The sequence below is a fragment of the uncultured Sneathiella sp. genome (assembly GCF_963976355.1).
Classification (GTDB): Bacteria; Pseudomonadota; Alphaproteobacteria; order Sneathiellales; family Sneathiellaceae; genus Sneathiella.
On the sequence record NZ_CAXBKA010000005.1, the window covers coordinates 199,744 to 222,472 of the forward strand.

At 52.8% G+C, this 22,729-nt stretch carries 17 protein-coding genes; 9 read left to right on the forward strand and 8 right to left on the reverse strand.

Going from position 1 to position 22,729, the window contains the following annotated elements:
- The 3 genes from AAC599_RS13175 to AAC599_RS13185 form a co-directional block, all read right to left on the reverse strand.
- Nucleotides 1–1,131: an efflux RND transporter periplasmic adaptor subunit gene (locus AAC599_RS13175; protein ID WP_340150867.1), complete on the reverse strand. Its 1,131-nt coding sequence runs from the start codon at nucleotides 1,129–1,131 to the stop codon at nucleotides 1–3.
- Complete coding sequence (locus AAC599_RS13180; protein WP_340150868.1) at nucleotides 1,132–2,466, reverse strand: TolC family protein; 1,335 nt, start codon at nucleotides 2,464–2,466, stop codon at nucleotides 1,132–1,134. It abuts the gene before it with no gap.
- Between the two features lie 199 nt (nucleotides 2,467–2,665).
- A complete protein-coding gene (locus tag AAC599_RS13185) occupies nucleotides 2,666–3,913 on the reverse strand; it encodes an MFS transporter (protein ID WP_340150869.1) in 1,248 nt (415 codons plus the stop codon).
- A gap of 167 nt (nucleotides 3,914–4,080) precedes the next feature.
- Here AAC599_RS13185 and AAC599_RS13190 point away from each other — a divergent pair, with 167 nt between their 5' ends.
- The 7 genes from AAC599_RS13190 to putA all read left to right on the forward strand — a co-directional run bounded on the left by AAC599_RS13190 (nucleotide 4,081) and on the right by putA (nucleotide 14,901).
- Nucleotides 4,081–5,391, forward strand: coding sequence for a mechanosensitive ion channel domain-containing protein (locus AAC599_RS13190; protein WP_340150870.1), 1,311 nt, complete (start codon nucleotides 4,081–4,083; stop codon nucleotides 5,389–5,391).
- Nucleotides 5,388–5,780 (forward strand): nuclear transport factor 2 family protein, encoded by a 393-nt coding sequence (locus tag AAC599_RS13195; protein ID WP_340150871.1) that lies wholly within the window; start codon nucleotides 5,388–5,390, stop codon nucleotides 5,778–5,780. Before AAC599_RS13190 ends, AAC599_RS13195 begins: the two co-directional genes overlap by 4 nt.
- Before the next feature lie 39 nt (nucleotides 5,781–5,819).
- Complete coding sequence (locus AAC599_RS13200; RefSeq protein WP_340150872.1) at nucleotides 5,820–7,595, forward strand: SLC13 family permease; 1,776 nt, start codon at nucleotides 5,820–5,822, stop codon at nucleotides 7,593–7,595.
- Between the two features lie 61 nt (nucleotides 7,596–7,656).
- Nucleotides 7,657–8,439 (forward strand): 3-hydroxybutyrate dehydrogenase, encoded by a 783-nt coding sequence (locus AAC599_RS13205; protein ID WP_340150873.1) that lies wholly within the window; start codon nucleotides 7,657–7,659, stop codon nucleotides 8,437–8,439.
- Nucleotides 8,440–8,457: 18 nt separating this feature from the next.
- Nucleotides 8,458–9,330 (forward strand): pirin family protein, encoded by an 873-nt coding sequence (locus AAC599_RS13210; protein ID WP_340150874.1) that lies wholly within the window; start codon nucleotides 8,458–8,460, stop codon nucleotides 9,328–9,330.
- A 138-nt stretch (nucleotides 9,331–9,468) separates the two neighbouring features.
- Nucleotides 9,469–11,016 (forward strand): carboxyl transferase domain-containing protein, encoded by a 1,548-nt coding sequence (locus tag AAC599_RS13215; protein ID WP_340150875.1) that lies wholly within the window; start codon nucleotides 9,469–9,471, stop codon nucleotides 11,014–11,016.
- A gap of 183 nt (nucleotides 11,017–11,199) precedes the next feature.
- On the forward strand, nucleotides 11,200–14,901 hold the full coding sequence (putA, locus tag AAC599_RS13220; RefSeq protein ID WP_340150876.1) for a bifunctional proline dehydrogenase/L-glutamate gamma-semialdehyde dehydrogenase PutA: 3,702 nt from the start codon (nucleotides 11,200–11,202) through the stop codon (nucleotides 14,899–14,901).
- On the opposite strand, the gene AAC599_RS13225 is transcribed toward putA, so the two are convergent.
- The 3 genes from AAC599_RS13225 to AAC599_RS13235 all read right to left on the reverse strand — a co-directional run bounded on the left by AAC599_RS13225 (nucleotide 14,898) and on the right by AAC599_RS13235 (nucleotide 18,344).
- On the reverse strand, nucleotides 14,898–16,142 hold the full coding sequence (locus tag AAC599_RS13225) for a glycerophosphodiester phosphodiesterase family protein (RefSeq protein ID WP_340150877.1): 1,245 nt from the start codon (nucleotides 16,140–16,142) through the stop codon (nucleotides 14,898–14,900). The genes putA and AAC599_RS13225 overlap by 4 nt on opposite strands.
- An 85-nt stretch (nucleotides 16,143–16,227) precedes the next feature.
- A complete protein-coding gene (locus tag AAC599_RS13230) occupies nucleotides 16,228–17,121 on the reverse strand; it encodes a DMT family transporter (RefSeq protein WP_340150878.1) in 894 nt (297 codons plus the stop codon).
- 230 nt (nucleotides 17,122–17,351) lie between these two features.
- Entirely contained in the window at nucleotides 17,352–18,344 is a 993-nt protein-coding gene (locus AAC599_RS13235; RefSeq protein ID WP_340150879.1) for a metal-dependent hydrolase, read from the reverse strand.
- A 185-nt stretch (nucleotides 18,345–18,529) separates the two neighbouring features.
- On the opposite strand from AAC599_RS13235, the gene AAC599_RS13240 reads away from it, so the two are divergent.
- Nucleotides 18,530–19,414 carry a DMT family transporter gene (locus tag AAC599_RS13240; RefSeq protein ID WP_340150880.1) on the forward strand — a complete coding sequence of 295 codons (885 nt, stop codon included), beginning with the start codon at nucleotides 18,530–18,532 and terminating at the stop codon, nucleotides 19,412–19,414.
- Here AAC599_RS13240 and AAC599_RS13245 read toward each other — a convergent pair.
- Nucleotides 19,411–19,893: a MarR family transcriptional regulator gene (locus AAC599_RS13245; protein ID WP_340150881.1), complete on the reverse strand. Its 483-nt coding sequence runs from the start codon at nucleotides 19,891–19,893 to the stop codon at nucleotides 19,411–19,413. The two genes, AAC599_RS13240 and AAC599_RS13245, sit on opposite strands and share 4 nt — an antisense overlap.
- A 240-nt stretch (nucleotides 19,894–20,133) precedes the next feature.
- Between AAC599_RS13245 and AAC599_RS13250 the strand changes: the two genes are divergently transcribed.
- Complete coding sequence (locus AAC599_RS13250) at nucleotides 20,134–21,315, forward strand: MFS transporter (protein ID WP_340150882.1); 1,182 nt, start codon at nucleotides 20,134–20,136, stop codon at nucleotides 21,313–21,315.
- Here AAC599_RS13250 and AAC599_RS13255 read toward each other — a convergent pair.
- Nucleotides 21,312–22,709, reverse strand: a complete 1,398-nt coding sequence (locus tag AAC599_RS13255) for a di-heme oxidoredictase family protein (protein ID WP_340150883.1) — start codon at nucleotides 22,707–22,709, stop codon at nucleotides 21,312–21,314. The two genes, AAC599_RS13250 and AAC599_RS13255, sit on opposite strands and share 4 nt — an antisense overlap.
- Nucleotides 22,710–22,729 lie beyond the last annotated feature (20 nt).

Genomic DNA, 22,729 nt, shown 5'->3' on the forward strand with positions numbered 1-22,729 from the left:
TCACGGAATGACCGCGACCTGCTGGCCATCCCTCAAAAAGGCCGTACCATTGACGACAACTTGGTCGTCCGGGGCCAATCCGGAAAGAACCGTAATCCGGTTGCCATGTACGTCACCAAGTTTGACATCTGTGAGGCTCGCAATTGTTTTGGAGTCTTCGGTTTTCAGTACGAAAACCGCATACCCCTTGGCGTCATTCTTGGAACGGACAATTGCCGCAAGCGGGACAAGGGATCCCTGGTGAGCGTCAGCTGTCTCTTTCGGCAGGTTGAGCGAGGCAATCATCCCGACCTTCAGAAGCTCGTCCTCGTTATCCAGATTTATCTTAACGTCGAAAACCCGGCTATTGGTATCGGCGGAGGGGGCAATCTCGGATATTTTCCCGGTAAAGACCCGTTCCGGATAGGACTGGGTTGTCAATGTTTGCGCATTACCTATTTCCAGGGATTGCACCCGGCTGTCAGGGACGCCGAAAACCGCCTTGACGGTACTCGTATCGGCGATGACAAAAGCAACTGTTTGTGGGTTTGCAAGTGTCCCGACATCGATATTGCGCTGCAGGACCACGCCGTCGAGCGGGGCGGTCAGGTCAAAATCATTGACGTTGTTCTCCGCGATTTTTTGGGCGGCCTTGGCATTTTCCATCTGCGCCAGGGCGTTCTCATACTCCTGCTTCGCACTGTCATAATCTGGCGCGGTCATACTGCCGGAGTTGAACAGGGAGGTTGCGCGGTCAAAGTCCTGTTTGCCCTTGTTTAAATTGGCCTGCGCAGCAGATACTTGACTGTTTGCCTGAACCAGACTATCGCGAATATCCTTGGAGTCCAACGTGGCCAGCGTATCGCCTTTGGTCACCACGTCACCGGCCTGAATTGCACGATCGGTCCCGTCACTTCCTTTTATCTGCATGAGTTCCGTGACATAGCCTGTCACTTTGAAGGTGACATTGACCTGCGTGTTGGCCTCGATATTGGCGCTATAGCGAATGTCGTTACTGAGAGCACCCTGAGTAAGCACCTCGGTTCGCACCGGTTGTAGCGGAGCGACCTGCTGGGTCTCTTCCGAATCGCAGGCTGTCAGAAAGGACAGTCCAAGCGTGACGCCAACTGCGGCAATAAAACGCGATGGCATCTACTCTTCTCCCAGTGCCTGCTCAAGCTCGGCGCTGGCATTCCAAACCCCGAGCAGCGCCTGATGATAATTGTCATTTGCCTCTTCCAGCTGGGCCTGTGCATTCAGCAGATCACTGAGGAGGATGGTTTGTGCCTTGTATTGATTAAAGCTCACCCTCAATTGCTCCTCGGCTGCCTTCTTTGCCATTTCCGTAACCGGCACCAGCGTTCTTGCGACTTCCAGCGCACGGATGTTCTGGCTCACCTCCGCACGAATCTGGTCCTCATTGTCGCGCAGGGAGTTGAGCGCCTGTTTCAGTGCGAGGCGAGAGCCGGCAACATTACTTGCGTTACCGCCCCAGGTGAAAAAATCCCATTTTGCGATCAGGCCGACATACATGCTTTCGTCCGGCAACAAGGTGGTATTTTCCGAGCGGCCATAGCTCGCCATCAGATTGACTTCCGGCAGGTAGGCGCTTTTCTCGATTTCGATCCCGGTTTCGGCAGCTTCCACCTGAAGGCGCGCCTGCATTGTCTCCGGTCTGCGGGCAATCGCCTGATCGGCGGCGTCATCCGGATTAAAGGCGACAGACGGACTGGCTTTCGCGGGACTGACGCGGAAGGGGGTTGAAATCTCACGCCCCAGCAGAACATTGAGTTGTTGCTTTGCTGTCAGGATATCGTTCTGCTGCACGAATAACTGGTGGCGGGTGGAGGCCAGCTGCGCTTCTCCATTTAAAAGCTGATACTCCAGTTCGGTTTTCTGGGCGACATTGTCCTTCAGGATTTTGACGAGCTCTTCATTGAACCGGATCGAGGATTTGGTTGCTTCAATAGCGCTTTCGTCACTCAGTATCTGATAGTAAAGCTGTTTGACCTGCAAGGTAACGGACTGCTCCGTCTGGCGGGATTGCTGGCGTGCGATCTCCTGTTCCGTCTTAAGCTTATCGACATTCAGGCCTATCTCATAGAGCCCTACAAGCGGCTGTGTCGCTGTCAGTGAATAATGCGTTGTAAAGCCGTTTGTCGTATCAATGGACACATTGCTGGACGGCACGGGCAAGCCGCCAACGGTTCCCAGTGATCCTTGCTCAAAGGTATATTCGTTATCAACGAAATTCTGCAGGCCACGAACATGGGCGGAAAGCTGAGGAAACTGTTTGGATTCGACGGCCTTTTTCTGTTCTTCGACCACGTTGATCTGCAGATCGGCGTTCTTGAGTTGCAGGTTCTGGGCTTTGGCAAGGCTTAATGCATCATCAAGGATGAGAAGCGGCGCATCATCCGCCACTGACGTTGCAGTGAGCCCCATGCTGAATAGAATTGCGATCAAGGCAGGACGCAAATTCATCATTGCAACTAATCTTTCGGCTGATCCCCGTTTTCACCAAAAACATAACGGCTCCTCCCGTTTATGTCAAAGTGATAGCATCTACATATATGAACACGTTTCGGTTTAATTCTGAAGTTAGTGAATGAGCTTTCTGCTTATAGCCATGGTGACCTGTGCCGCATTCGACATGGTTTCTCGCCACGAACATTCCAGTTGCAAGTCAGACGGGCGCAGCGCTTCTTTCACGAGTTCTCCAGAGCAACAGCGCCATAATACCCATATTCAGCATGTTCCAGGCTATGCCGTTTATAAATGCAGCTTGGTAGGAACCGGTTAGATCATAGACAAGTCCGGACATCCAGCCGCCCAATGCCATGCCGATCACCGTCATCATAATAACCAAACCGACACGTTCACCGGCCTCTTTTGCAGGGAGATATTCCCGAACGACAATTGCATAACTCGGGACAATGCCACCTTGCGATAGTCCGAAAATAAGTGACACAATATAGAGAGAAGCCAAACCGTTAAAGGGCAAGTAAAGGAAGAGGGCGACGCATTGCAGGAAAGAGCCAAGGAGAATAGTCCGCACCCCACCAATATGATCGGCAAGAAAGCCGGAAAGCAGGCGACTGACAATCCCTCCCGCAAGCATGATCGAGAGCATTTCCGCTCCGGTCGTTACACCGAAGCCCAGATCGGCACAATAGGCCACGATATGGACCTGCGGCATCGACATGGCGACGCAACAGCTTATTCCTGCGGTGCACAGCAGGATTTGGAGGGCGCGCGGTGAAATATCAATGCGCCGTTTCACAACCGGCGGCACCACGGTGCCTGTTGAAAGGTCAACAACCTGCGCCGGCAAACGCCGACGCAGCAGCAACGCCATCGGAGTCATGATGACGAAGGAGGCTATTGCGACAAGCAGATACGCATCCCGCCAGCCATCCGTGGCGATTACATCTTTCAGAATGAGGGGCCAGAAGGTGCCAGCCAAATAATTGCCGCTCGCAGCGGCGGCGACAGCAACACCGCGGTGCCGCTCAAACCAGTGAGAAATGTCCGCGATCAGCGGTCCAAAAGTGATTGAGGATCCGATACCGATAAGGATGCCCTGGGCGCTCGCAAACAGCCAGACATTTCCGGAAAGTGAGCCAAGCGCAAATCCTGCCGTCAGCATCAGGGCTGCCGCCATCATGGGAAAGGCTATACCGAAACGATCTACCATTCTGCCCAGCAGGAAGTTGCCAAGGGCAAAGCCGATCATGGTGGTGGTATAAGGCAAGGAGGCGGCCGAGCGGTCAATGCCGAACTCCTCCTGAACGGCAGGCAAAACGATAACGACGGCCCACATGCCGGCGCTGCCAACAAGCGAGATCAGGACGGAAATGCAGAGACGAAACCACGAATAATCACTGTCAATATGCGGTTTGCCTGCGATATTCTGAGAGCTAAAAAAGGACAAAGGACGCCCTTTCTCATTGGTGAAAGGCTAGTGTTTTTCTCGTTGTGGATCACCTTATCACATAGATTTAATCCAACGCATCCTTTTTGATCAAATATTGATTGCGGATCCTATCCACGCTGGATAGTTGTTTGATTTCCGCTCTGATCAGGGTAAGCTCAGGCCTGATGAACGCAGATGACATACGCGAGTTTTTAAGCCAAGGACTTGAGCAGGTTGTGGCTCTCGGGTCCGATGTGAATATTATTTCACAGGTTCTGGCCGTTGTCGGTGGTTTGATCGTGGCCATCCTCACACGCCGACAGTTTCAACACGGGCTCGCCAATCTCCAGAATCATATGCCTGAACGTGCCATGTTTGCACGAGCGTTCGAGATACTGTCGGCACTGGCAATGCCGCTCATCTGGCTCGGGATCGAATTCACGATCCTAGCGATATTCCAAGGTGTAGGGCCACCGTCTCATATCATCAGCGCAATATGTTCACTACTGGTTGCCTGGATCGTTATCAACATCGTCACCAGTCTCGCCCAAAACAAGATCTGGGCGCGCATCGTTGCCTTCTGCGCCTGGACTGTCGCAGCCCTCAATATTCTCGGGTTGCTAAACCCAACCCTTGTCTTTCTCGAAGACCTTGCCTTCAATCTGGGAGAGACACGGATTTCCATGCTGGGCGTCGCCAAGGCGCTGGTAGCCGGTATCATTGTCTTCTGGTTCACATTCGGGCTATCGCGGTTTCTTGAAGGAAGAATTTATAAATCGCGCGCCTTAACTCCATCTGTTCAAGTGTTGACGGCGAAACTCGTGCGGGTCGGGCTGATTGCGGCGGCAATACTGATTATCCTTTCCAACTCCGGTATAAATATTACGGCTTTCGCTGTCTTCAGTGGCGCGCTCGGTGTCGGTATCGGTTTTGGTCTTCAGAAGATCGTATCTAATCTGATTAGTGGCATTATTCTGCTTCTTGATAGGAGCATCAAGCCGGGGGACGTCATCGAAGTCGGGCAGACCTATGGCCGGGTTAATGCGATGGGTGCACGGTATGCGTCCATCATTACGCGTGACGCTATGGAGTATCTGATCCCGAACGAGGATCTGATAACCCAGCAGGTAATCAACTGGTCCTACAGTTCGAAAAATGTGCGGCTTCGTGCTCCGATCGGGGTGGCTTATGATACGGATATCCCGAAAGCGCAAAAATTGATAGAGGCAGCGGCGGCAGATGTGCCGCGGGTGTTGAGCAATCCAGCCCCCCGGTGTTTGATGCGGGGATTCGGGGATAGCGCCATTGACCTTGAACTGCGTTTCTGGATTGCCGACCCGGAGGACGGATGCCGGAATGTCACGAGCGAGGTGCTTGTCAGCGTTTGGCGGATGTTCAAGGATGAAGGCATTAATGTTCCCTTTCCACAGCGTGACATTCGTGTTGAAATGGTTAATCCTTCTTCATCAAATCCGTTGGAAGAAAAGGCTGAATGATGATCGAGAATACCATCGCCGCCTGGCATGAGTGCGTAAAAACAGGAGATCCGGAAAAACTTGCGGCGCTTCTTCACGAAGACGCCATGTTCCATAGCCCTGTCGTCTTTACACCTCAGCGCGGCAAAGCCATTACAAGCAAATATTTGCTGGCGGCATTTCAGGTTCTGAACGGGGATGATTTTACTTATGTACGTGAAATCATCGGCGAAGCGGACGCGATGCTGGAATTCACAACCACTATTGACGGGGTCGTCATAAATGGCGTTGATATCATCCATTGGGCGCAAGATGGGCGGATCACGGATTTCAAAGTGATGGTGCGACCATTGAAAGCCGTCAACCTCCTCCATCAGATGATGGCCGCAATGCTTGCCAAATCTGCCTGATATCTGCCCTTTTTTCTGCGTTGCTTCGGATAATGACAAATGACGATTGACCAAATTCTTTTATTCTCGCTGTTCGGTGTCGTCTTCGCGCTGCTGATCTGGGGACGCTGGCGTTATGATCTGGTGGCCTTTGTTGCACTTGTTATCGCGTTGGTGTTGGGGCTGGTTCCGACAGAACTGGCGTTTTCCGGTTTTGGTCATCCGGCAACGATTATCATTGCGCTGGTGCTGGTCGTTTCACGCGGTCTGGTGAACTCCGGCGCGATTGATCTGATTACCCGAAAACTGGCCGCGCTTGATTTAAAGCTTTCGAGTCATATTGCGGCCATGGGCGGATTGAGCGCGGTATTCTCCGCATTTATGAATAACGTTGCAGCGCTGGCCATGTTGATGCCGGTCGACTTACAGGCCTCCAACAAGGCCAAGCGATCTCCGCGTATTACCCTTATGCCGCTTGCGTTCGCAACCATCCTTGGCGGATTGATTACCTTGATCGGTACGCCACCCAACATCATCATCGCTTCCTATCGGGAGGCGGCTCTGGGCGCTCCTTTTGGCATGTTCGATTTTGCGCCTGTCGGTCTTGTCTGTGCGATCGTCGGTATCGTCTTTATTACCGTTGTCGGTTGGAGACTTATTCCGGGATCACGGGACAGCAAGGCGCCAACTGTCGATTTGCTTGATCAGGAAGGGTATCTCGCGGAGCTGCTGGTTCCTGAAGAGTCACCGGCGATCGGGATGCTGGTGAGGGAGCTGGACGATATCGCGGACGAGAATGATGCTGCAGTGGTCGGTCTGGTTCGAAATAACAAGCGTCTTGCCGGACAGGCACGAAATGCGGAGATCCGGGCTGGAGATGTCCTTGTCGTGGATGCGGTTGCAAAAAGCATTGATCAGTTCCGCGGCGCAATGAAGCTGGAATTTGACGGTGAAAAGCGGCATGAAAAGGCGGCCTCCGGCGGTATGGGGCTGATGGAATTCGTAGTGCCTCGATATGCACGAATTGAAGGGCGCTCGGCGATGTCCCTTCGTTTGCTGACACGTCATGGTGTCACCCTGCTCGGCGTTTCGCGTCAGGGAGAGAAGTTTCGCGAGAGAGTTCGAAAACTTGATATACAGGCGGGCGATATTCTGATTTTGCTGGGGCCTGTTGACCGTGTGCCTGAAGTTGCCCAGTGGCTGGGGGTTTTGCCGCTGGCCGAGCGCGGGCTTTCTGTGACCCAGTATCGCCGCGCCGGACTAGCGACGGGCATTTTCGCGGCAGGGATTGCGGCGGCAAGTTTCGGCTGGATTTATCTTGCTGTTGCTCTGGCGATTGTGGTGGCAGCATATGTCGCTCTCGATATCGTTCCGATACAGGAAGTGTATAATCACATTGAATGGCCGGTGATTGTGCTGTTGGGCTCGATGATCCCGCTTGGAGTTGCTCTGGAAGAGTCGGGCGGAACGGGTTTAATCGCCGGGAGTATCGTCAATTTGACGGAAGGGATGCCTGTCGTGGTGGTTCTGACCGTGCTGATGGTGGTGATTATGACCTTGTCGGACGTTCTTAACAATACGGCAACGGCCGTCATCGGGGCGCCGATCGCGCTCGACATCGCAAACCGGCTGAATGTGAACCCTGATACATTCCTGATGGTCGTCGCGGTTGCCGCGTCCTGCGCTTTCTTGACGCCGATCGGCCACAAGAACAATACTCTGATCATGGGGCCGGGCGGTTATAAGTTTGGTGATTATTGGCGAATGGGCCTGCCCCTAGAAATTCTTATTATTGCGGTTTCAATACCATCCATTCTATTCTTCTGGCCGTTGTAATTAATCTGATGCGGGATTATTACTTAACCTGTCATCACGGGATGCATGAAAAGGAATTTCAATGTTAAAAGATAAGGTTGCGGTAATTACAGGTTCAACCTCCGGGATCGGTGAGGGATGCGCAAGGGCGCTTGCCAAAGAAGGATGCAATCTTGTCATCAATGGTTTTGGCGATGCGGCGGAAATTGATGCGCTACGCAGTTCCTTTGAAAGCGAGTATGGCGTTAAATGTCTGTATAGCCCGGCGGATATGACAAAACCGGATGAAATTGCGGCGATGTTTGACCTAACCGTCGCCGAATTCGGTGGCGTTGACATCCTGATAAACAATGCAGGAATCCAGTATGTCGCGCCGATCGCGGAATTTCCGGTTGAAAAATGGGACGCGATCATAGCCATCAATCTCACGTCCGCGTTTCATACGATGCACCACGCCATTCCCCTGATGACAAAACGCGGGTGGGGGCGGATCATCAACACTGCCTCTGCTCATGCGCTTGTCGCTTCTCCCAATAAGAGTGCTTACGTGGCGGCCAAGCACGGTATCGCCGGCCTCACCAAGACGGCCGCTCTTGAGGTGGCAAAGGACAACATCACGGTAAATGCGATTTGCCCCGGATATGTCTGGACGCCTCTTGTTGAAAAGCAAATTCCGGATACGGCAAAAACCCGCGGCATAACTGAAGAAGAAGTAATAAATGATGTCCTGCTTGCTGCCGCGGCAACGAAGAAGTTCACAACCATTGAACAGGTGGCTGCTCTTGCCCTGTTTCTCTGCGGCGACGCTGCGGAAAATATCACTGGCAGCTTGCAATCAATCGATGGTGGCTGGACGGCACAATAATGACGGAGAGGTGACCAGATGACAGCGGATAGCATCGCCTTAAGTATCACGGGCAAAATTGCGGATATTGGTGGGTTTGAGGTGCGCCGGTTATTGCCCGTCGCCAAACGCCGTTCTGTCGGGTCATTTGTGTTTCTCGACCATATGGGGCCCGCAGTATTGAAAGCTGGTCAGGGCATGGATGTTCGGCCGCATCCTCATATCGGACTGGCGACAGTCACTTATTTATACGAGGGCTCCATCCTTCATCGCGACAGTCTCGGCTCGGTCCAGGAAATCTGCCCGGGGGATGTGAACTGGATGACGGCGGGGCGCGGTATCGTCCATTCTGAGCGCACTAGCGATGCCATGCGCGGCATTGAACAGTCTGTTCATGGATTGCAGATGTGGGTTGCACTTCCGAAGGAGCATGAGGAAACGGATCCGTCGTTCGAACATACGCCCAAGTCTGAATTACCCGAGCTGCGAGGTGAGGGATGGTGGGGACGTCTGGTCGCGGGAAGTCTGTTTGGTGAAACATCTCCTGTTGTGACTCTCAGCCGTCTGTTCTTTGCTGATATCCAGCTGGAGGCGGGCGTATCTATTCCCTTTGCGCCGGAATATGAAGAAGCGGCGGTGTATGTAATCGAGGGTGAAGTAGATGTTGATGGCGCCTCAGTGGAGGCAGGAACGCTCGCGGTCCTTGACAATAATCCAATGGTGACGCTGACGGCGATGAAGGATACTGTCATTGCCGTTTTGGGTGGGGATGCACTGCCGGAGCCTCGTTTTATGTACTGGAACTTCGTTTCAAGCAGTCGCGATAGAATAGATCAAGCGAAAGAAGGCTGGAAAGAAAACCGCTTTGATAGTGTGCCGGGCGACGACAGCTATACCCCTTTGCCCGACTAGTTAATAGGTCACTTCAAGATTGAAGCAGTTGACAGCAGGCCGATACATGGCTTTGATGTTCAAAAAAAAGCACGCTGCAGGGGGCGTTCGCGCTACGGCCCGAACCCATAAAATAACAATAAAAAAGGGGACATCCGGATGAGTTGGGAAAAAGAAATAGAAGAACTAAAACTTCGCCAGAAGTTTGTGCAGCAAATGGGCGGGAAAGAGAAAGTTGCGCGTCATGTAAATGCGGGAAAGCTGACGGTGCGCGACCGGATCGATAAATTTCTGGATGACGGCACTTTTGAAGAAGTCGGTTCGACTACTGGCCGCGGGGAGTATGATGCAGACGGCAATCTTCTGGATGTGCAACCGGCAAACCTGATCACTGGGCGCGGGCGCGTCAATGGCAGGCGAGTGGTCGTCGCCGGAGATGATTTTACCGTACGTGGCGGGGCCAACGACGCCGGTATTCGGGAAAAGTTGATTCATGTGGAAAACATGGCAAGCTCCTTGCAATTGCCGTTGGTCCGGCTTGTCGATGGCACAGGTGGTGGTGGTTCTGTTAAAACCATTGAAACTGAGGGGCGTACCTATGTGCCTGAGGTTCGCGGATGGGATGTCGTTATCGATAATCTTTCGAAGGTGCCGGTTGTTGCCATGGCACTTGGATCGACGGCAGGCCTTGGTGCTGCCCGCGTCGCGGCAAGTCACTATTCCGTCATGGTCAAGGAAACCTCTCAGATGTTCGTTGCCGGGCCGCCGGTTGTTGCGCGCACAGGCGAAATCCTGACCAAGAATGAATTGGGTGGCTCCGATATACATACGCGCAACGGGGCGGTTGATGACGAAGCAAATTCGGAAGAAGAGGCATTCGAAAAGGTGCGGCGTTTCCTGTCCTACCTGCCGCCGTCGGTCTTTGAATTGCCCGAGCGGGTGGAGACAGGAGATGATCCGAACCGGCGGGAAGAATGGCTGATCGACGCGATTCCACGAGACGCCCGCAAAGTATATAAAATGCGCAAAATTATCGAAGCGACTGTCGATAAGGACAGCTTCTTTGAAATTGGCAAGAAGTGGGGACGCTCGGTTATTACCGGCTTTGCCCGCCTGGATGGATGGCCTGTCGCGATCATGGCAAGCGATCCTTATCATTACGGTGGTGCATGGACGGCAAGTGCCGCGCAAAAAGTATTGCGTTTTGTCGATCTGGCGCAGACCTTCCATTTGCCGGTCGCGCATCTTGTCGATATACCGGGCTTCCTTGTCGGTCGGAAAGCCGAAGATGAAGCCACGATCCGGCATGGCGTGCGGGCAATGGCGGCAATAGCTCAGGCAACCGTTCCCTGGTGCGCCATTTTGGTGCGTAAAACCTACGGCGTTGCAGGTGCCGCCCATATGAATTCAGGCCGTTTCAATCTTCGCTATGCCTGGCCATCCGGTGACTGGGGTTCTCTACCGATTGCGGGCGGGTTGGAAGCGGCCTATAAATCCGAACTTGAAGCGTCGGATGATCCAAAGGCAAAGCTGGAAGAAATTGAGGAGAGATTGAATCGTCTCCGGTCGCCATTCAGGTCAGCGGAGCGGTTCCTGATTGAGGAAATTATCGATCCCCGTGATACCCGCAAAATCCTGTGTGATTTCGCGGATATGGCAGCACCATTAAGGACAACCGGTGTGTCCAGCTTTAAAGTCCGTCCATAAAAATTTTCATGGTCTAATACCCTTCAAAATGCTCTCACGATAGGAAAAAAGTAAATTCTAATTTCCTTTTTCCATCAAAGAGTAATATTCAGGTTGGTATTTTGGTCTGAAAGCCTGTGTTAAAATGGGTAGTATGGGGTGGTTAGTTAAAACTCCGGTCAAATCCTGTTTACGAGGTGCGTCATGCCAGAAAAGAAATTACCGATCCTGCGTGCTGATATCCGCAACCACTATATTACGGATGAAGCGGCGGCCGTGAGGAAGCTGATCGGTGATCTCGATTTATCCGAGGCTGCCCGGAAAGAGATTGTCGATAAGGCTGCGCATCTTGTCGCAGATCTTCGCCGCGCCGATGATCCCGGCGTCATGGAGACCTTTCTCAGTGAATATGGCCTGACCACGGAAGAAGGCGTCGCGTTGATGTGTCTTGCCGAAGCATTGTTGCGGGTGCCAGACGAGATCACCATGGATGCGCTGATTAGCGACAAGATCGCGCCCGCAGACTGGAGCAAGCACCTCGGCCATTCCTCCTCGCCGCTGGTGAATGCCTCCACATGGGGACTGATGTTGACGGGAAAGGTCGTGCATCCGCTTGGTGATGGGGCGCTTGATGTCGTGGGGCAGCTTCGCAAGCTGGTGAAGCGGGTAGGCGAGCCGGTCATCCGCACCGCCGTCAGCCAGTCCATGAAGGTTCTGGGGCATCAGTTCGTTCTGGGCCGGAATATCCAGGAGGCGATGGACCGTGCCCGCGGCATGGAGAAAAAAGGCTGCAGCTATTCCTATGACATGCTGGGTGAAGCCGCCCGCACGGCAGAGGATGCACAGCGCTATTTCATGGCCTATTCCAAGGCGATCTCCAGTATTTCCGAACGTATCCGGAATCATGATATTCGCAGCAACCCCGGAATTTCGGTTAAGCTGTCGGCGCTGCATCCGCGTTATGAATATACACAAAAGAGGCGCGTTCTGGATGAAATGGTGCCCCGCCTGTCGTCTCTGGTCTTTCAGGCGAAGAATGCCGGCATGGGGTTTAATATTGACGCTGAGGAAGCGGATCGCCTCGATCTTTCCCTGGATATCATCGAGGCTGTTCTTTCAAATCCTGATTTGAAGGGTTGGGATGGCTTTGGGGTGGTTGTACAGGCATATGGCCCGCGTGCCGCCTATGTGATCGACTGGCTCTATGCGCTCTCCAAAAAGCTGAACCGCAAGATCATGGTGCGTCTTGTCAAAGGCGCGTATTGGGATACGGAGATCAAGCTCGCCCAGGTCATGGGATATGAAGGATACCCGGTTTTCACTCGAAAAGCCGCGACCGATGTGAGTTACCTCGCCTGCGCGAAAAAGCTTCTTTCGATGACGGATCATATCTATCCGCAGTTCGCGACCCATAATGCCCATTCGGTTGCCGCCATACTGGAAATGGCGGAGGGGAATGACGATTTCGAATTTCAACGCCTCCACGGGATGGGGGAAGGGCTGCATGATCTGGTCATGAAGCAAAACAAGAACCGGTGCCGGATATATGCGCCAGTCGGCGTGCATGAAGATCTGCTTGCCTATCTGGTGCGGCGGTTGCTGGAGAATGGCGCGAACAGCTCTTTCGTTAATCAGGTGCTGGATGAGAAAGTGCCGCCGGAAAAGGTGGTGCGCGATCCGGTCACGGCAATTCTTGAGTACCCTTCAATTGCGAACGATAAAATACCGCTTCCAAGCGCTATTTACGGAAAGGCGCGTGCAAACTCATCCGGTATCAATTTTCCGAACCCGGCAACTCTTGCTGATTTTGACAAGGCGCGGAATGAGTTCAAGGCATATAAATGGCGGGCGGTTCCCCGGATTGACGGCAAAGAGGTTGAGGGGAAATTGCATAAAGTCAAGAACCCGTCGCTTTTCTCGGATATCGTGGGAGAATGCTCTGATGCGACAGAACAGGATGTGGCAAAGGCCATCACTGTTGCTGTGTCCGGGGCGCCAGGCTGGCGGCAAGTCCCGGCAGAGGAACGGGCCGCCATTCTGGAACGCATCGCTGATCTTTACGAATCACATCGTGTCGAGTTAATGGCCCTCCTCAGCCGTGAAGCGGGAAAGTCACTGATGGACGGTATCGCCGAAGTGCGGGAAGCGGCAGACTTCTGCCGCTACTATGCGCTGCGGGCGCGTGAAGATGCCGCAAATGGCGATATGGTCGGGCGAGGTCTTTTCATTTGTATCTCGCCCTGGAATTTTCCCCTTGCGATTTTTACGGGCCAGATCGTGGCGGCGCTGGTCGCGGGTAACAGCGTGATTGCAAAACCGGCGGAGCAAACGCCTCTCATCGCCGCGCGGGCTATTGAGTTGATGCTAGAAGCGGGGATCCCCGGCGATGTACTACAATTCCTGCCGGGTGACGGGGCGGTCGTCGGCGCCGCACTTGTCTCCGATCCGCAAGTAAAGGGCGTCTGCTTCACTGGATCAACAGACACCGCGCAGCGGATTTCCCGTGGAATGGCGGAGAATGCAGATCCGGAGGCACCATTGATTGCGGAGACAGGCGGGCTCAATGCGATGATCGTTGACTCCAGTGCTCTTCCCGAACAGGCGGTGCGCGATATTGTGGCATCGGCGTTCCAATCCGCCGGGCAGCGTTGCTCAGCCTTGCGGGTTCTGTATGTGCAGGAAGATGTCGCGGAGAAGGTGACAAAAATGTTGGATGGAGCGATGGCGGAACTCCGGGTCGGGAATCCCTGGGATATTTCGGTGGATGTTGGTCCGGTGATCGACGCAGAGGCAAAAGCAATGATTGAAACCCATTGCGATAAACTCGAATCTGAAGGCAAGTTGATCCGGAAAATTCCGGTACCGAAGGAAGGAGGCAAGGGCTGCTACGTTGGGCCGGCGGCCTATCGTATCGGCGATATTAACGAACTGGAGCGGGAGATTTTCGGCCCCGTGCTCCATATCGCAACCTTCAAGGCACAAGACGTCAGCAAGGTCGTGGAAAAAATCAATGCCACCGGCTATGGCCTGACCTTGGGGCTGCATACGCGTGTCGATACTCGGGTTCAGGATGTTTGCGATCTGGCTCATGTTGGAAATCTCTATGTCAATCGCAACCAGATCGGGGCGGTCGTTGGGGTGCAGCCTTTTGGCGGAGAGGGGCTGTCTGGTACGGGCCCGAAGGCGGGTGGGCCGTTGTACTTGCGACGATTTATGAAAAAGCCCGAAAGTGAGAAGCCGTTACATGTGGCATCTTCCGACGACACAGAAGATGCGGCAGTTTCAAAAGAAGTGCTCGCTTTGGCAATTGAGGCGCGAAAGGCTCAGTTAAAATGGGATCGACAGGATGACCGTCTTTCCCTGTTGCGAGATATTGTCGGCGGACTTGGTGAAAACGCGGCTCGGGAGATGACTACAGCTCTGGAGAGCGCGGCTGGTTATGATCCGCGGCCGAAGGATCTTATCGGTCCGACAGGAGAGAGCAACCGTCTGAGCCTGCATGGACGAGGCGTTATGATCTGCGCCGGAAAGTCAGCGCTGCCCCTGGCGACGCGGGCATTGCTAACCGGGAATACAATCCTTCTGGCAGATGCGCCTTTGGAAGCCGACGAGGTGATTGCCGCGTTCGAAAAATCAAAACTTCCAAAAGGGTTGATCTCATCTCTGCCCGTCCCGCTGTCGTCCTTGCTCGTCAGCAGTCTCCCGTCTCTCGGCGGTGTTGCCCTTACTGTCGGTGAATATGACTTTGTCCGTTATCGTAAGGCGGTGGCCGCGCGGGAAGGGGCTATCATTCCGCTCATCACGAGTACCCAAAACTGGGATTATATGGTCGCGGAACGGGCGCTCAGCATTGATACAACGGCTTCCGGCGGGAATGCCAAACTGCTCGCGGCGAATGAGGCTTAATCAAGCCCCATGCAGTTTGCATAATATGTTGTTGTGGCCGGCCAGTCGGAGAAGACACCTTTAACTCCGACATCCTTTGCCAGTACGTCAAGGACAGTCATCATATCGCCCTCTTTATCGATGGCATCCTTGACGCTGCGATAGTACCAGCCTCCTCCGTTGGCAAGAGAGCCGGAGCGTTCCAGCGTCCAGGTGATGATATTAAGGCCAGCCTTCTTCGCTTCCTCTGCGTAGGCGGATGGAATGATTTTTCCGGTTTCATCAAGCGTGAGAAGCATCCAGATCGGCGGTGCGATATATTTGAGGCCCAGGTCACTCAGTTCCTGCATGGTTGGTGAGAAGCTGGCCGGGTTATCGGGATTTATACCATTGCCGCGATAGCGATCATCCAGATAAACAGCCTGTGCCCCAAATTTCGGCTCATTCCTGATCCAGTAAAGCACATCATCCAGATTAAATGACTGTGGGAAAACGCGCTCAGGGGCGACCCCGGCGGCCTTGTAGTCGGCAATCAGCGCCTTTGCATAGTCCTGCTGGCCATAGTCACCTTCATATGGCATCGGAACATCGGCCGATTTAAGTTCCGGGGTAAATTTAAGGCCAAGACTGTCGATGAGATCGATGCTTTCCTTATGGGTCATCAATGTTCCGGTAGCAGCATAAAGATCGGTTCGCCATCCCGGTGTGCCCGCGACAAATTCGGCCACGGTCTCGGCAGCCGTGTTGGCGCCATCCATCTTGCCGCGCAGTGTTTTGAACTCCGCCAACGTAAGATCGGATGCGCAGCATTTGGCGGCTGCCTTGCTTCCGCTGCCGTCCGACGGACTAAAGGGAACCGAGCATTTGGCGGCAAGTTCCGGTCGGGTCAGGATATCCGTTGTCAAATGCAGGTCGCATTGGGAGTGGCGGCAAACCAGCTCCCTGTCCTTGGTAAAGGTCGCATCGCACTCGATAATCCCTGCGCCCATACGGGCCGCAGCGAGGTAGCTCTCCTTCGTGTGTTCCGGAAATTGCAAGGCGGCGCCACGATGTCCTATGGAAAAATCCGATGTGGAGAATGGTCCGGCCTGGCATTGCTGAAGCTTTTCCTTCAACTCACCTGCTTCCATGTCATCGATCAGGAACAGAGGACGTGGTCCGAGTGAGACAGTGTCAATCGCCATAGCAGGGCTATTGATTCCGGTAAGCGTCATGACAAGGATTAATTGGATGAGGAGGTTTTGCAGCCGATTTTTGATCATTCTTTTCCCTTAATTGTCAGGCTTTCAGTCTACCGGTTTATAGAAACCAAGTGTATTCACTTTTATGACAGTCAATCCGGGGGTGTTACACTGCTCGTCGCCAGTTGAGGATAATCGGTCCGCTAACCGCACAAGCTAGCCCCAGAAGGAACAGGCTTGAAAGATGCTCGTCCAGTATCAGTGCGCCGAAAGCCGCCGCCATAATCGGTGCGATCGGAACATAGATGGCGGCCTGGGATGGAGAAAGTTGCTGCAATCCCCAATTAAAGAGGAAGAGACTGAATGCGGCAGCGGGACCTGCCAGATAAAGTATCCAGAGCCAGTCTTCTGTATTGTATCCCCGGATGACACCGCCAAGTCCCTCGCCAAAGGCAAATGGGAAAATTGCCATCGTCCCGGCGCTCATTCCGATGATCGTCATCAGAACGACAGAGCGGTTTTGCATAAGTCGGCTGGCGAAGGCGTTGTAGGTTGCACCGCAGCACACCGCCATGAAAAACAGGAGCTCTCCCGTCCAGCCTGTGGAGGCGCTGCCCTCCGTAAAAGCCTTTTCTCCGATGGCGACGGCGACACCAATGAACGACAGTATTGCCGCGAAAAGCTTGATGGTATTCAGCGTATCGCGTCCGGCCATGGCAGCGATCAACATGGTCAAAATTGGTATCAGGGCAAAAATCACGGCGCCGCGGGAGGCAGGTATTTCTTCAAGCGCCGTATTGACGAAAAGGTGAAACAAGCCGAACTGCAGGACGCCGAGGGCCGCGATGACAATGACGATATGAAGCGGCGGCATGATAAAACGACGATGCAACAGGAACGGGAGTAACACCAGCGTTGCTATCCCGTAGCGTAAAAAACCAAGAGACGCGGGAGCCTCCTGATCCATCATGATGGCCCTGATGCCTACAAAGGAGAGACCGAGAAGTATAACGGCAAGCAGAAGTGCCATATGCGGGAGCAGAAGGGTCGCTGGCCGCATCGCTTGATTGGATTCTATTCCTGTATCAGGCAAGGTGAAGACTGCACATTATTTGATGTATGCCGCTCAGGTCCCCGGCTGTATAAATTGAATGCATCATGATTCCGCCGGAAGAATATTGTTTGTTCATTGAGGTCGGCTCGTTGTTAAAAAGACTACCCCGCGAAAAAGCAGTTCGCCAGTAATTTTTATTACGATTGATTGGTGGATTTAAGTTTCTATTGTCCTGCTTAGCAGCTATCCAGGGTATCAGCCATATAGCGAAACATGTCTCCAGCCCGTTCTTCATAGGTGAGAGAAATGCGTTCCGGCGGAATAACGACAACGCCCTCGTCGCTATCTTCGGCAATATTGAAGGAAAAGGCGTAGTTCGGATAAAAGCCCATTCTAAGGTCCGAGATTGTCTGACGCCCGTTTTTTTCCCCATAAGTGTAAAAGCCATCTGTGAACCATTCAAGTCGCTTGACCGAGGCGGGAATATCTTCGAGATCGCGCGGCGCATTTCTTCGATCAGCGGTTACGAGATGGCGGACACCGCATTCATTCGTCAGGCTCATCAATCCGGTTGCAATGCGATCATCAGACACGCCGGTGACTTGCCACACCAACAAATTAAAGGCGGTGGGTTGGACGTGAATGCGCATGTCCTTGAAATCCGGATCCGCCTTTACCCGGTCTGAAATGATCAGATTACTGGCAAGCCCGGCCAGGAGGTATGCGGAGCTGAGCGCGAGAACAATCTGGTTGGTTCGAAATCCACCGGATTTTTTCCGCATGAAGAAGACAGCAAAGACGCCGGTTATCAACAGGAGGGTATATACGGGGTCAATGATAAAAACGGAAGGAAAAGCGACGGGCGGGCCGAAATCAAACGGCCAGAAAATCTGCGTTCCATATGTTGTCAGCGAGTCAAGCAAACTATGGGTGATCAGCACCAGCCATACGGTCAGGAACAGTATCTTTTTATGTGCCCAGCTTGATGGAACAATTTTACCGATGGCCAGCGCAATGACCGGGGTAAGCGCAGTCTGAATGAAAACTGAATGGCTGAACCCCCGATGATACGTCATGCTGTCGATGGCATCATCGATGGGAATTAGGCTGTCAAGATCCGGCAGCGTCCCGACAATGCCGCCAATCAGCAATGACTTGGCGCCGATGCGCGGACCAAGAAGCGCGCCGGATATGCTCGCCCCTAAAACAAACTGGGTTACAGAATCCATTAAATCTCCATATCGTTGTCCAGATGAATAGGTCGATTAAGGGCTGTTTTCAACTTCTGAATTGTAATTGGCAACCAAACCTGAAATATATGGTGTTCTCCTGCGGCAGGGCAATGTCGCCGCTCGTGCATGTTATTTATCCATAAGCCCACTTTGCTTCTCAAGAAAAGCTGGAAGTATCCGTCATGTCACTACCACATATCGCAATGGCCTTGGTGATAAGTGCCATATGGGGGTTTTCCTTCGTCGCATCAAAAGTCGGACTTGACCACTTCCCGCCCCTTTTTTTCACCGCCCTGCGGTTTGGTCTTGTGGCGATCTTGTTGTCTCCCTTCCTGAAAATCGTCAAGGGGCGGATGAAGGCAATTTTCTGGATTGCCGTGATGGTCGGTATCTTTCACTTCACCTTTCTTTATCTCGGAATTTATGCCGCAGGCGGTGTGACGGCGGTAGCCATTACAAGCCAGCTTATTGCCCCTTTTTCCGTAATTCTGGCGGTTATCGTCCTGAAGGAAACGATTGGCTGGCGCAGGATTCTGGGAATCGTCATGGCATTCGGCGGCGTCATGTTCCTCGGATTTGATCCTGTCATATTTGACCAGCTCGAAGGAGTAGGGCTTGTGGCCTTTGCGGGACTATTCATGGCGGTTGGCCTCATTCTGATGCGGCAGATACAAAATGTCGGCACAATGTCCATGCAGGCCTGGATCGGAGCCATATCTGTCCTGCCACTGATGCTTATTTCTTTCGCTACCGAAACCGGGCAATTTGATGCTGTCATGTCAATGGATTGGGAAGCGGCGGGTGCGCTTGCTTTCGTCGTCATTGTGACAACAATTATTGCTCATGGTGGATGGTACTTTCTGATACAGCGCTATCCGATTTCAGTGCTGACGCCCTTTGGACTTCTCGCGCCTATATTCGGGGTGATCTTTGGTGTCGTGCTGTTTTCAGAGCCGATCACCCTGCGTTTTCTTATCGGTGGGACGATCACGCTTGTCGGGGTTGGTATCATTAATATGCGGACTGCACAAAAGAACCCGAAGGCGGCTCCGGAACCCGAGGTTTAACGGTTATCGTCAATATAAGTTTTGAGCTTATCCAGGAAGCCGAAGAAATCCTTCTTTTCCCATTCCCGCCATCCTGAGAAGATATCAGCCATTTCAGTCTCGAGCAGGGCTTGCGCCTGTTCATGGGCCTTTCTTCCACTATCTGTGAGATAGAGGAATTTGGAGCGACCGTCTTCAGGATTCTCCTCCGTCCGCAAAAAGCCCTTTTTCAACATTTTTGCGATCGTTTTGGTAATACCTGGTTGCGGTTGCTGCAACGCCCAGGCAATTTTCGAGACGGTCTTGCCTTCTTCGGGCTGATGTATGAAATGGTTGAGGAGCATGAACTGCGGCGGCGGCACATCGGTGCCATCAAGCAACTGACGCATTTTGGTATCAGTCTGCTGACTGATTATCCCGATCCAGCTGATGATACGAAAATCGGAAGAGGATAACTCTTCCTTACGATCATACTTTTCTTTTTCTTCGGGTGCGCTCATTCCAATAGTATATCAGGCATTTAAAGATGTGGGGAGGGGGAAACACCCGTTTGTTAGCTTAATATGAGAAATATCCTTCTATAAATTGCATGATGTACTCTTTATTTGAGTTTTTAATTTACAAAATACTCCTATTTATTGTGCTTTTAAATCTGCAAGGTACAGATATCTGGATTTCCTGTTTTACGGGTTCGAGCTTATCCGCTAAAAAGATATTTCCCTTCTTGTGAGATTGCAGCAATGGCTGAGGCTGAGTATACAAAGCGGTCCGCACATCTTCGTATGTCGCTTTATTATATCGCTTTTTTCTCGGTTTACGGAATTGCCATTCCGCTTTGGCCCCGCTGGCTTGAGCATTATGTCTCAATCGAGTATGTCGGGGTTGTTCTTGGGGCGGCTTATTGGGGGAAACTGCTCTTTGTTCCCCTCACCTCATGGATTGCGGATGTGACCGGGAACAGAAAGCCTATTCTGACGCTTCTTGCCATTCTTGTTCTTTCCGCGCTTCTCATATTGCCTTATGTGGAAGGTTGGCTGTTCTATGCGATTATTTGGGGGGCCGCGGGGGCCGCACTTTCTTCCACTGTTCCTCTTTCGGACGGCCTGACGTTAAGGGCACAGCAAACGGTTGGCGTTGATTTCGGCAAAGCCCGGCTTTGGGGTTCCATCAGCTTTATCATTTTTTCCGTCCTTGTTGGCGCCGCCGCGGACTACTATGGGGAGGATGCGATCTATGTGGCGATGATATTGGTAACCGCCTTCCTGCTCTCCGCTTCGTTTTTACTTCCTGGAATTCGGACAGAGCCGGAAGCCGGAAAGGCCCCTTTTTTTAAGCCGCTCTCTCTTCCAAATTTTCCTTTGTTTGTTGTCACTGTTGCCTTGCTGCTGTCCACACATGCCGGACTATACGGGTTTAGTGCAATTCACTGGGCGGACATCGGGTATTCGAACGCCGAAATTACATTGTTCTGGGTCATCGGTGTCGTTGCCGAGATCGGCATGTTTGCAATTTCGGGTCGGTTAATCCGTCGTTTCGGTGCGACACCTTTGATTGCAGTCTGCGCTGCCGGGGGAATGTTGCGATGGATACTTATTGCGATCGGGACATCACCAATTCTGCTCGCTTTTGCGCAAACCCTTCACGCGTTGACTTTTGCTCTTTTGTATATGTCTTTCATTGCCTATATCGGCAAACGCGTGCCTGCTGCAATTGCCGCCTCGGCACAAGGGTTATATGACAGCTTGTCCATGGGCATTTTCTTCGGGATTTTCACCATAGTTGCCGGCTGGCTGCATCAGCACGATGGCTCCTACAGCTTCTTTTTCATGGCCGTACTATCGGCAATCGGCTTGCTGCTCGCCGGAATATTGTGGATGCGTGTGCGGCGACATGACCGTCTGCAAATTGCTTCCAGCCCCTAGAGCGAGTTAAGAAACGCCAGCAGCTGCATTCGTTTTGAAATTTCCATGTTGCGGAAAGATTCCTTCGCGTTTTCTGCTTCCCCGCCATGCCAGAGGATTGCCTCTTCAATTGATCGGGCGCGGCCGTCATGGAGGAATCGGCTATGCTTGTTGACTGACTGCACCAGCCCGATACCCCAGAGGGGCGCGGTTCGCCATTCGCGACCGGTTGCCTTGAAATCCGGGCGTCCGTCCGCCAACTCATCACCCATGTCATGAAGCAGAAGGTCGGTGAAAGGATGAATCTTCTGGTTAGATAGTAGGTTGAGATCGGGATGAGTGCCGGTAACGAATGTCGGAACATGGCATGTGGCACAGCCCGCTTCATGAAACAGTTCTTCACCGGCAAGAACGTTTTCATCTGTCACGTCACGGCGCGCCGGAACGGCGAGCGTCTGGGTGTAGAGGGTCAGTTTATCAAGGAATGTATCACTCAGCTCCGGCTCTTCTCCCAACGGCACTTCCTGACATTCATTTTGCGCGGGAGGGCAATTTTGCTCAGGGAAAAAGTTCGTTGTAATACCGATATCGCCGAGCGCGGCTGCCGCGTTCTGGTGACGAAGGCTTGCCGCATTAGACTTCCAGCCAAATCGGCCAATATGGATGGATTTATCCGTTTCGTCCCAGACATGATTGAGGCGACCGGATATTCCGTCGTTATTCGCATCATCTGGATCGGCCAAGGCTTGTAAATCGGCCTCAGGGATAGCTTCCAGCAGACCCAGCCCGAAAACAGCAGGCGCTACGCGGGGGGAAACCATGATATCGGGTCCAAGCGGTCCAAAGGCAAGATCAGTGAAATGGTATGTTGGTTCGGCGAGAGAATAGGGTGTGCCGTCGGAAAATTCGCCAGGGTGCTCCAGAATGTCGATAATCACTTTCCCCTCCGCCGGAATAGACGGATTGGCGCGGTCGTTCAGCTGATCACCATAAACCGGATGTGGGTTGGGGCCGCCATGCTGATTTTTGCCAGGAATGCTCAGCCGGAAAAGCATGGATAAAAACTCGTCTCCCCTTTTCTCCGGCGGTTGGCCGCGCCCGTCGCGCAGATGGCAACCGGAGCAGGAAACACGATTGAATGTTGGCCCGAGTCCATCCAGCGTTTTTACGGACGCAGGTGCGATCACCCAGTTTGTATTAAATAGTTTGTTGCCAAAGAAAAAGATCCGGAGCTGATCCCGGTTTATGTTGGCGGCCGGAAGCGCAAAGGAGTTTTTTCCGCGTGTGGGCTGGGTTGTCTCACCGCCCGGTGCATCTGTGATGCGAACAAGTACATCACGCGGCGTTTCCACCGCGTGAATTGGTAAAACGAGCGCAAACAACAGTGTTGTATAAATCCACAGCGCCGGTTTCATTGAGTTACCTCGCTTTAGCC

Bases quoted from the DNA above. Each gene is read 5' to 3' on its own strand.
- AAC599_RS13245 (WP_340150881.1), bottom strand. From the start codon at position 19,893: ATGAGCGCACCCGAAGAAAAAGAAAAGTATGATCGTAAGGAAGAGTTA.
- AAC599_RS13200 (WP_340150872.1), top strand. From the start codon at position 5,820: ATGACGATTGACCAAATTCTTTTATTCTCGCTGTTCGGTGTCGTCTTC.
- AAC599_RS13210 (WP_340150874.1), top strand. From the start codon at position 8,458: ATGACAGCGGATAGCATCGCCTTAAGTATCACGGGCAAAATTGCGGAT.
- AAC599_RS13230 (WP_340150878.1), bottom strand. From the start codon at position 17,121: ATGCGGCCAGCGACCCTTCTGCTCCCGCATATGGCACTTCTGCTTGCC.
- AAC599_RS13255 (WP_340150883.1), bottom strand. From the start codon at position 22,709: ATGAAACCGGCGCTGTGGATTTATACAACACTGTTGTTTGCGCTCGTT.
- AAC599_RS13175 (WP_340150867.1), bottom strand. From the start codon at position 1,131: ATGCCATCGCGTTTTATTGCCGCAGTTGGCGTCACGCTTGGACTGTCC.
- putA (WP_340150876.1), top strand. From the start codon at position 11,200: ATGCCAGAAAAGAAATTACCGATCCTGCGTGCTGATATCCGCAACCAC.
- AAC599_RS13240 (WP_340150880.1), top strand. From the start codon at position 18,530: ATGTCACTACCACATATCGCAATGGCCTTGGTGATAAGTGCCATATGG.
- AAC599_RS13235 (WP_340150879.1), bottom strand. From the start codon at position 18,344: ATGGATTCTGTAACCCAGTTTGTTTTAGGGGCGAGCATATCCGGCGCG.
- AAC599_RS13250 (WP_340150882.1), top strand. From the start codon at position 20,134: ATGGCTGAGGCTGAGTATACAAAGCGGTCCGCACATCTTCGTATGTCG.
- AAC599_RS13180 (WP_340150868.1), bottom strand. From the start codon at position 2,466: ATGATGAATTTGCGTCCTGCCTTGATCGCAATTCTATTCAGCATGGGG.
- AAC599_RS13215 (WP_340150875.1), top strand. From the start codon at position 9,469: ATGAGTTGGGAAAAAGAAATAGAAGAACTAAAACTTCGCCAGAAGTTT.
- AAC599_RS13205 (WP_340150873.1), top strand. From the start codon at position 7,657: ATGTTAAAAGATAAGGTTGCGGTAATTACAGGTTCAACCTCCGGGATC.
- AAC599_RS13195 (WP_340150871.1), top strand. From the start codon at position 5,388: ATGATGATCGAGAATACCATCGCCGCCTGGCATGAGTGCGTAAAAACA.
- AAC599_RS13190 (WP_340150870.1), top strand. From the start codon at position 4,081: ATGAACGCAGATGACATACGCGAGTTTTTAAGCCAAGGACTTGAGCAG.
- AAC599_RS13225 (WP_340150877.1), bottom strand. From the start codon at position 16,142: ATGATCAAAAATCGGCTGCAAAACCTCCTCATCCAATTAATCCTTGTC.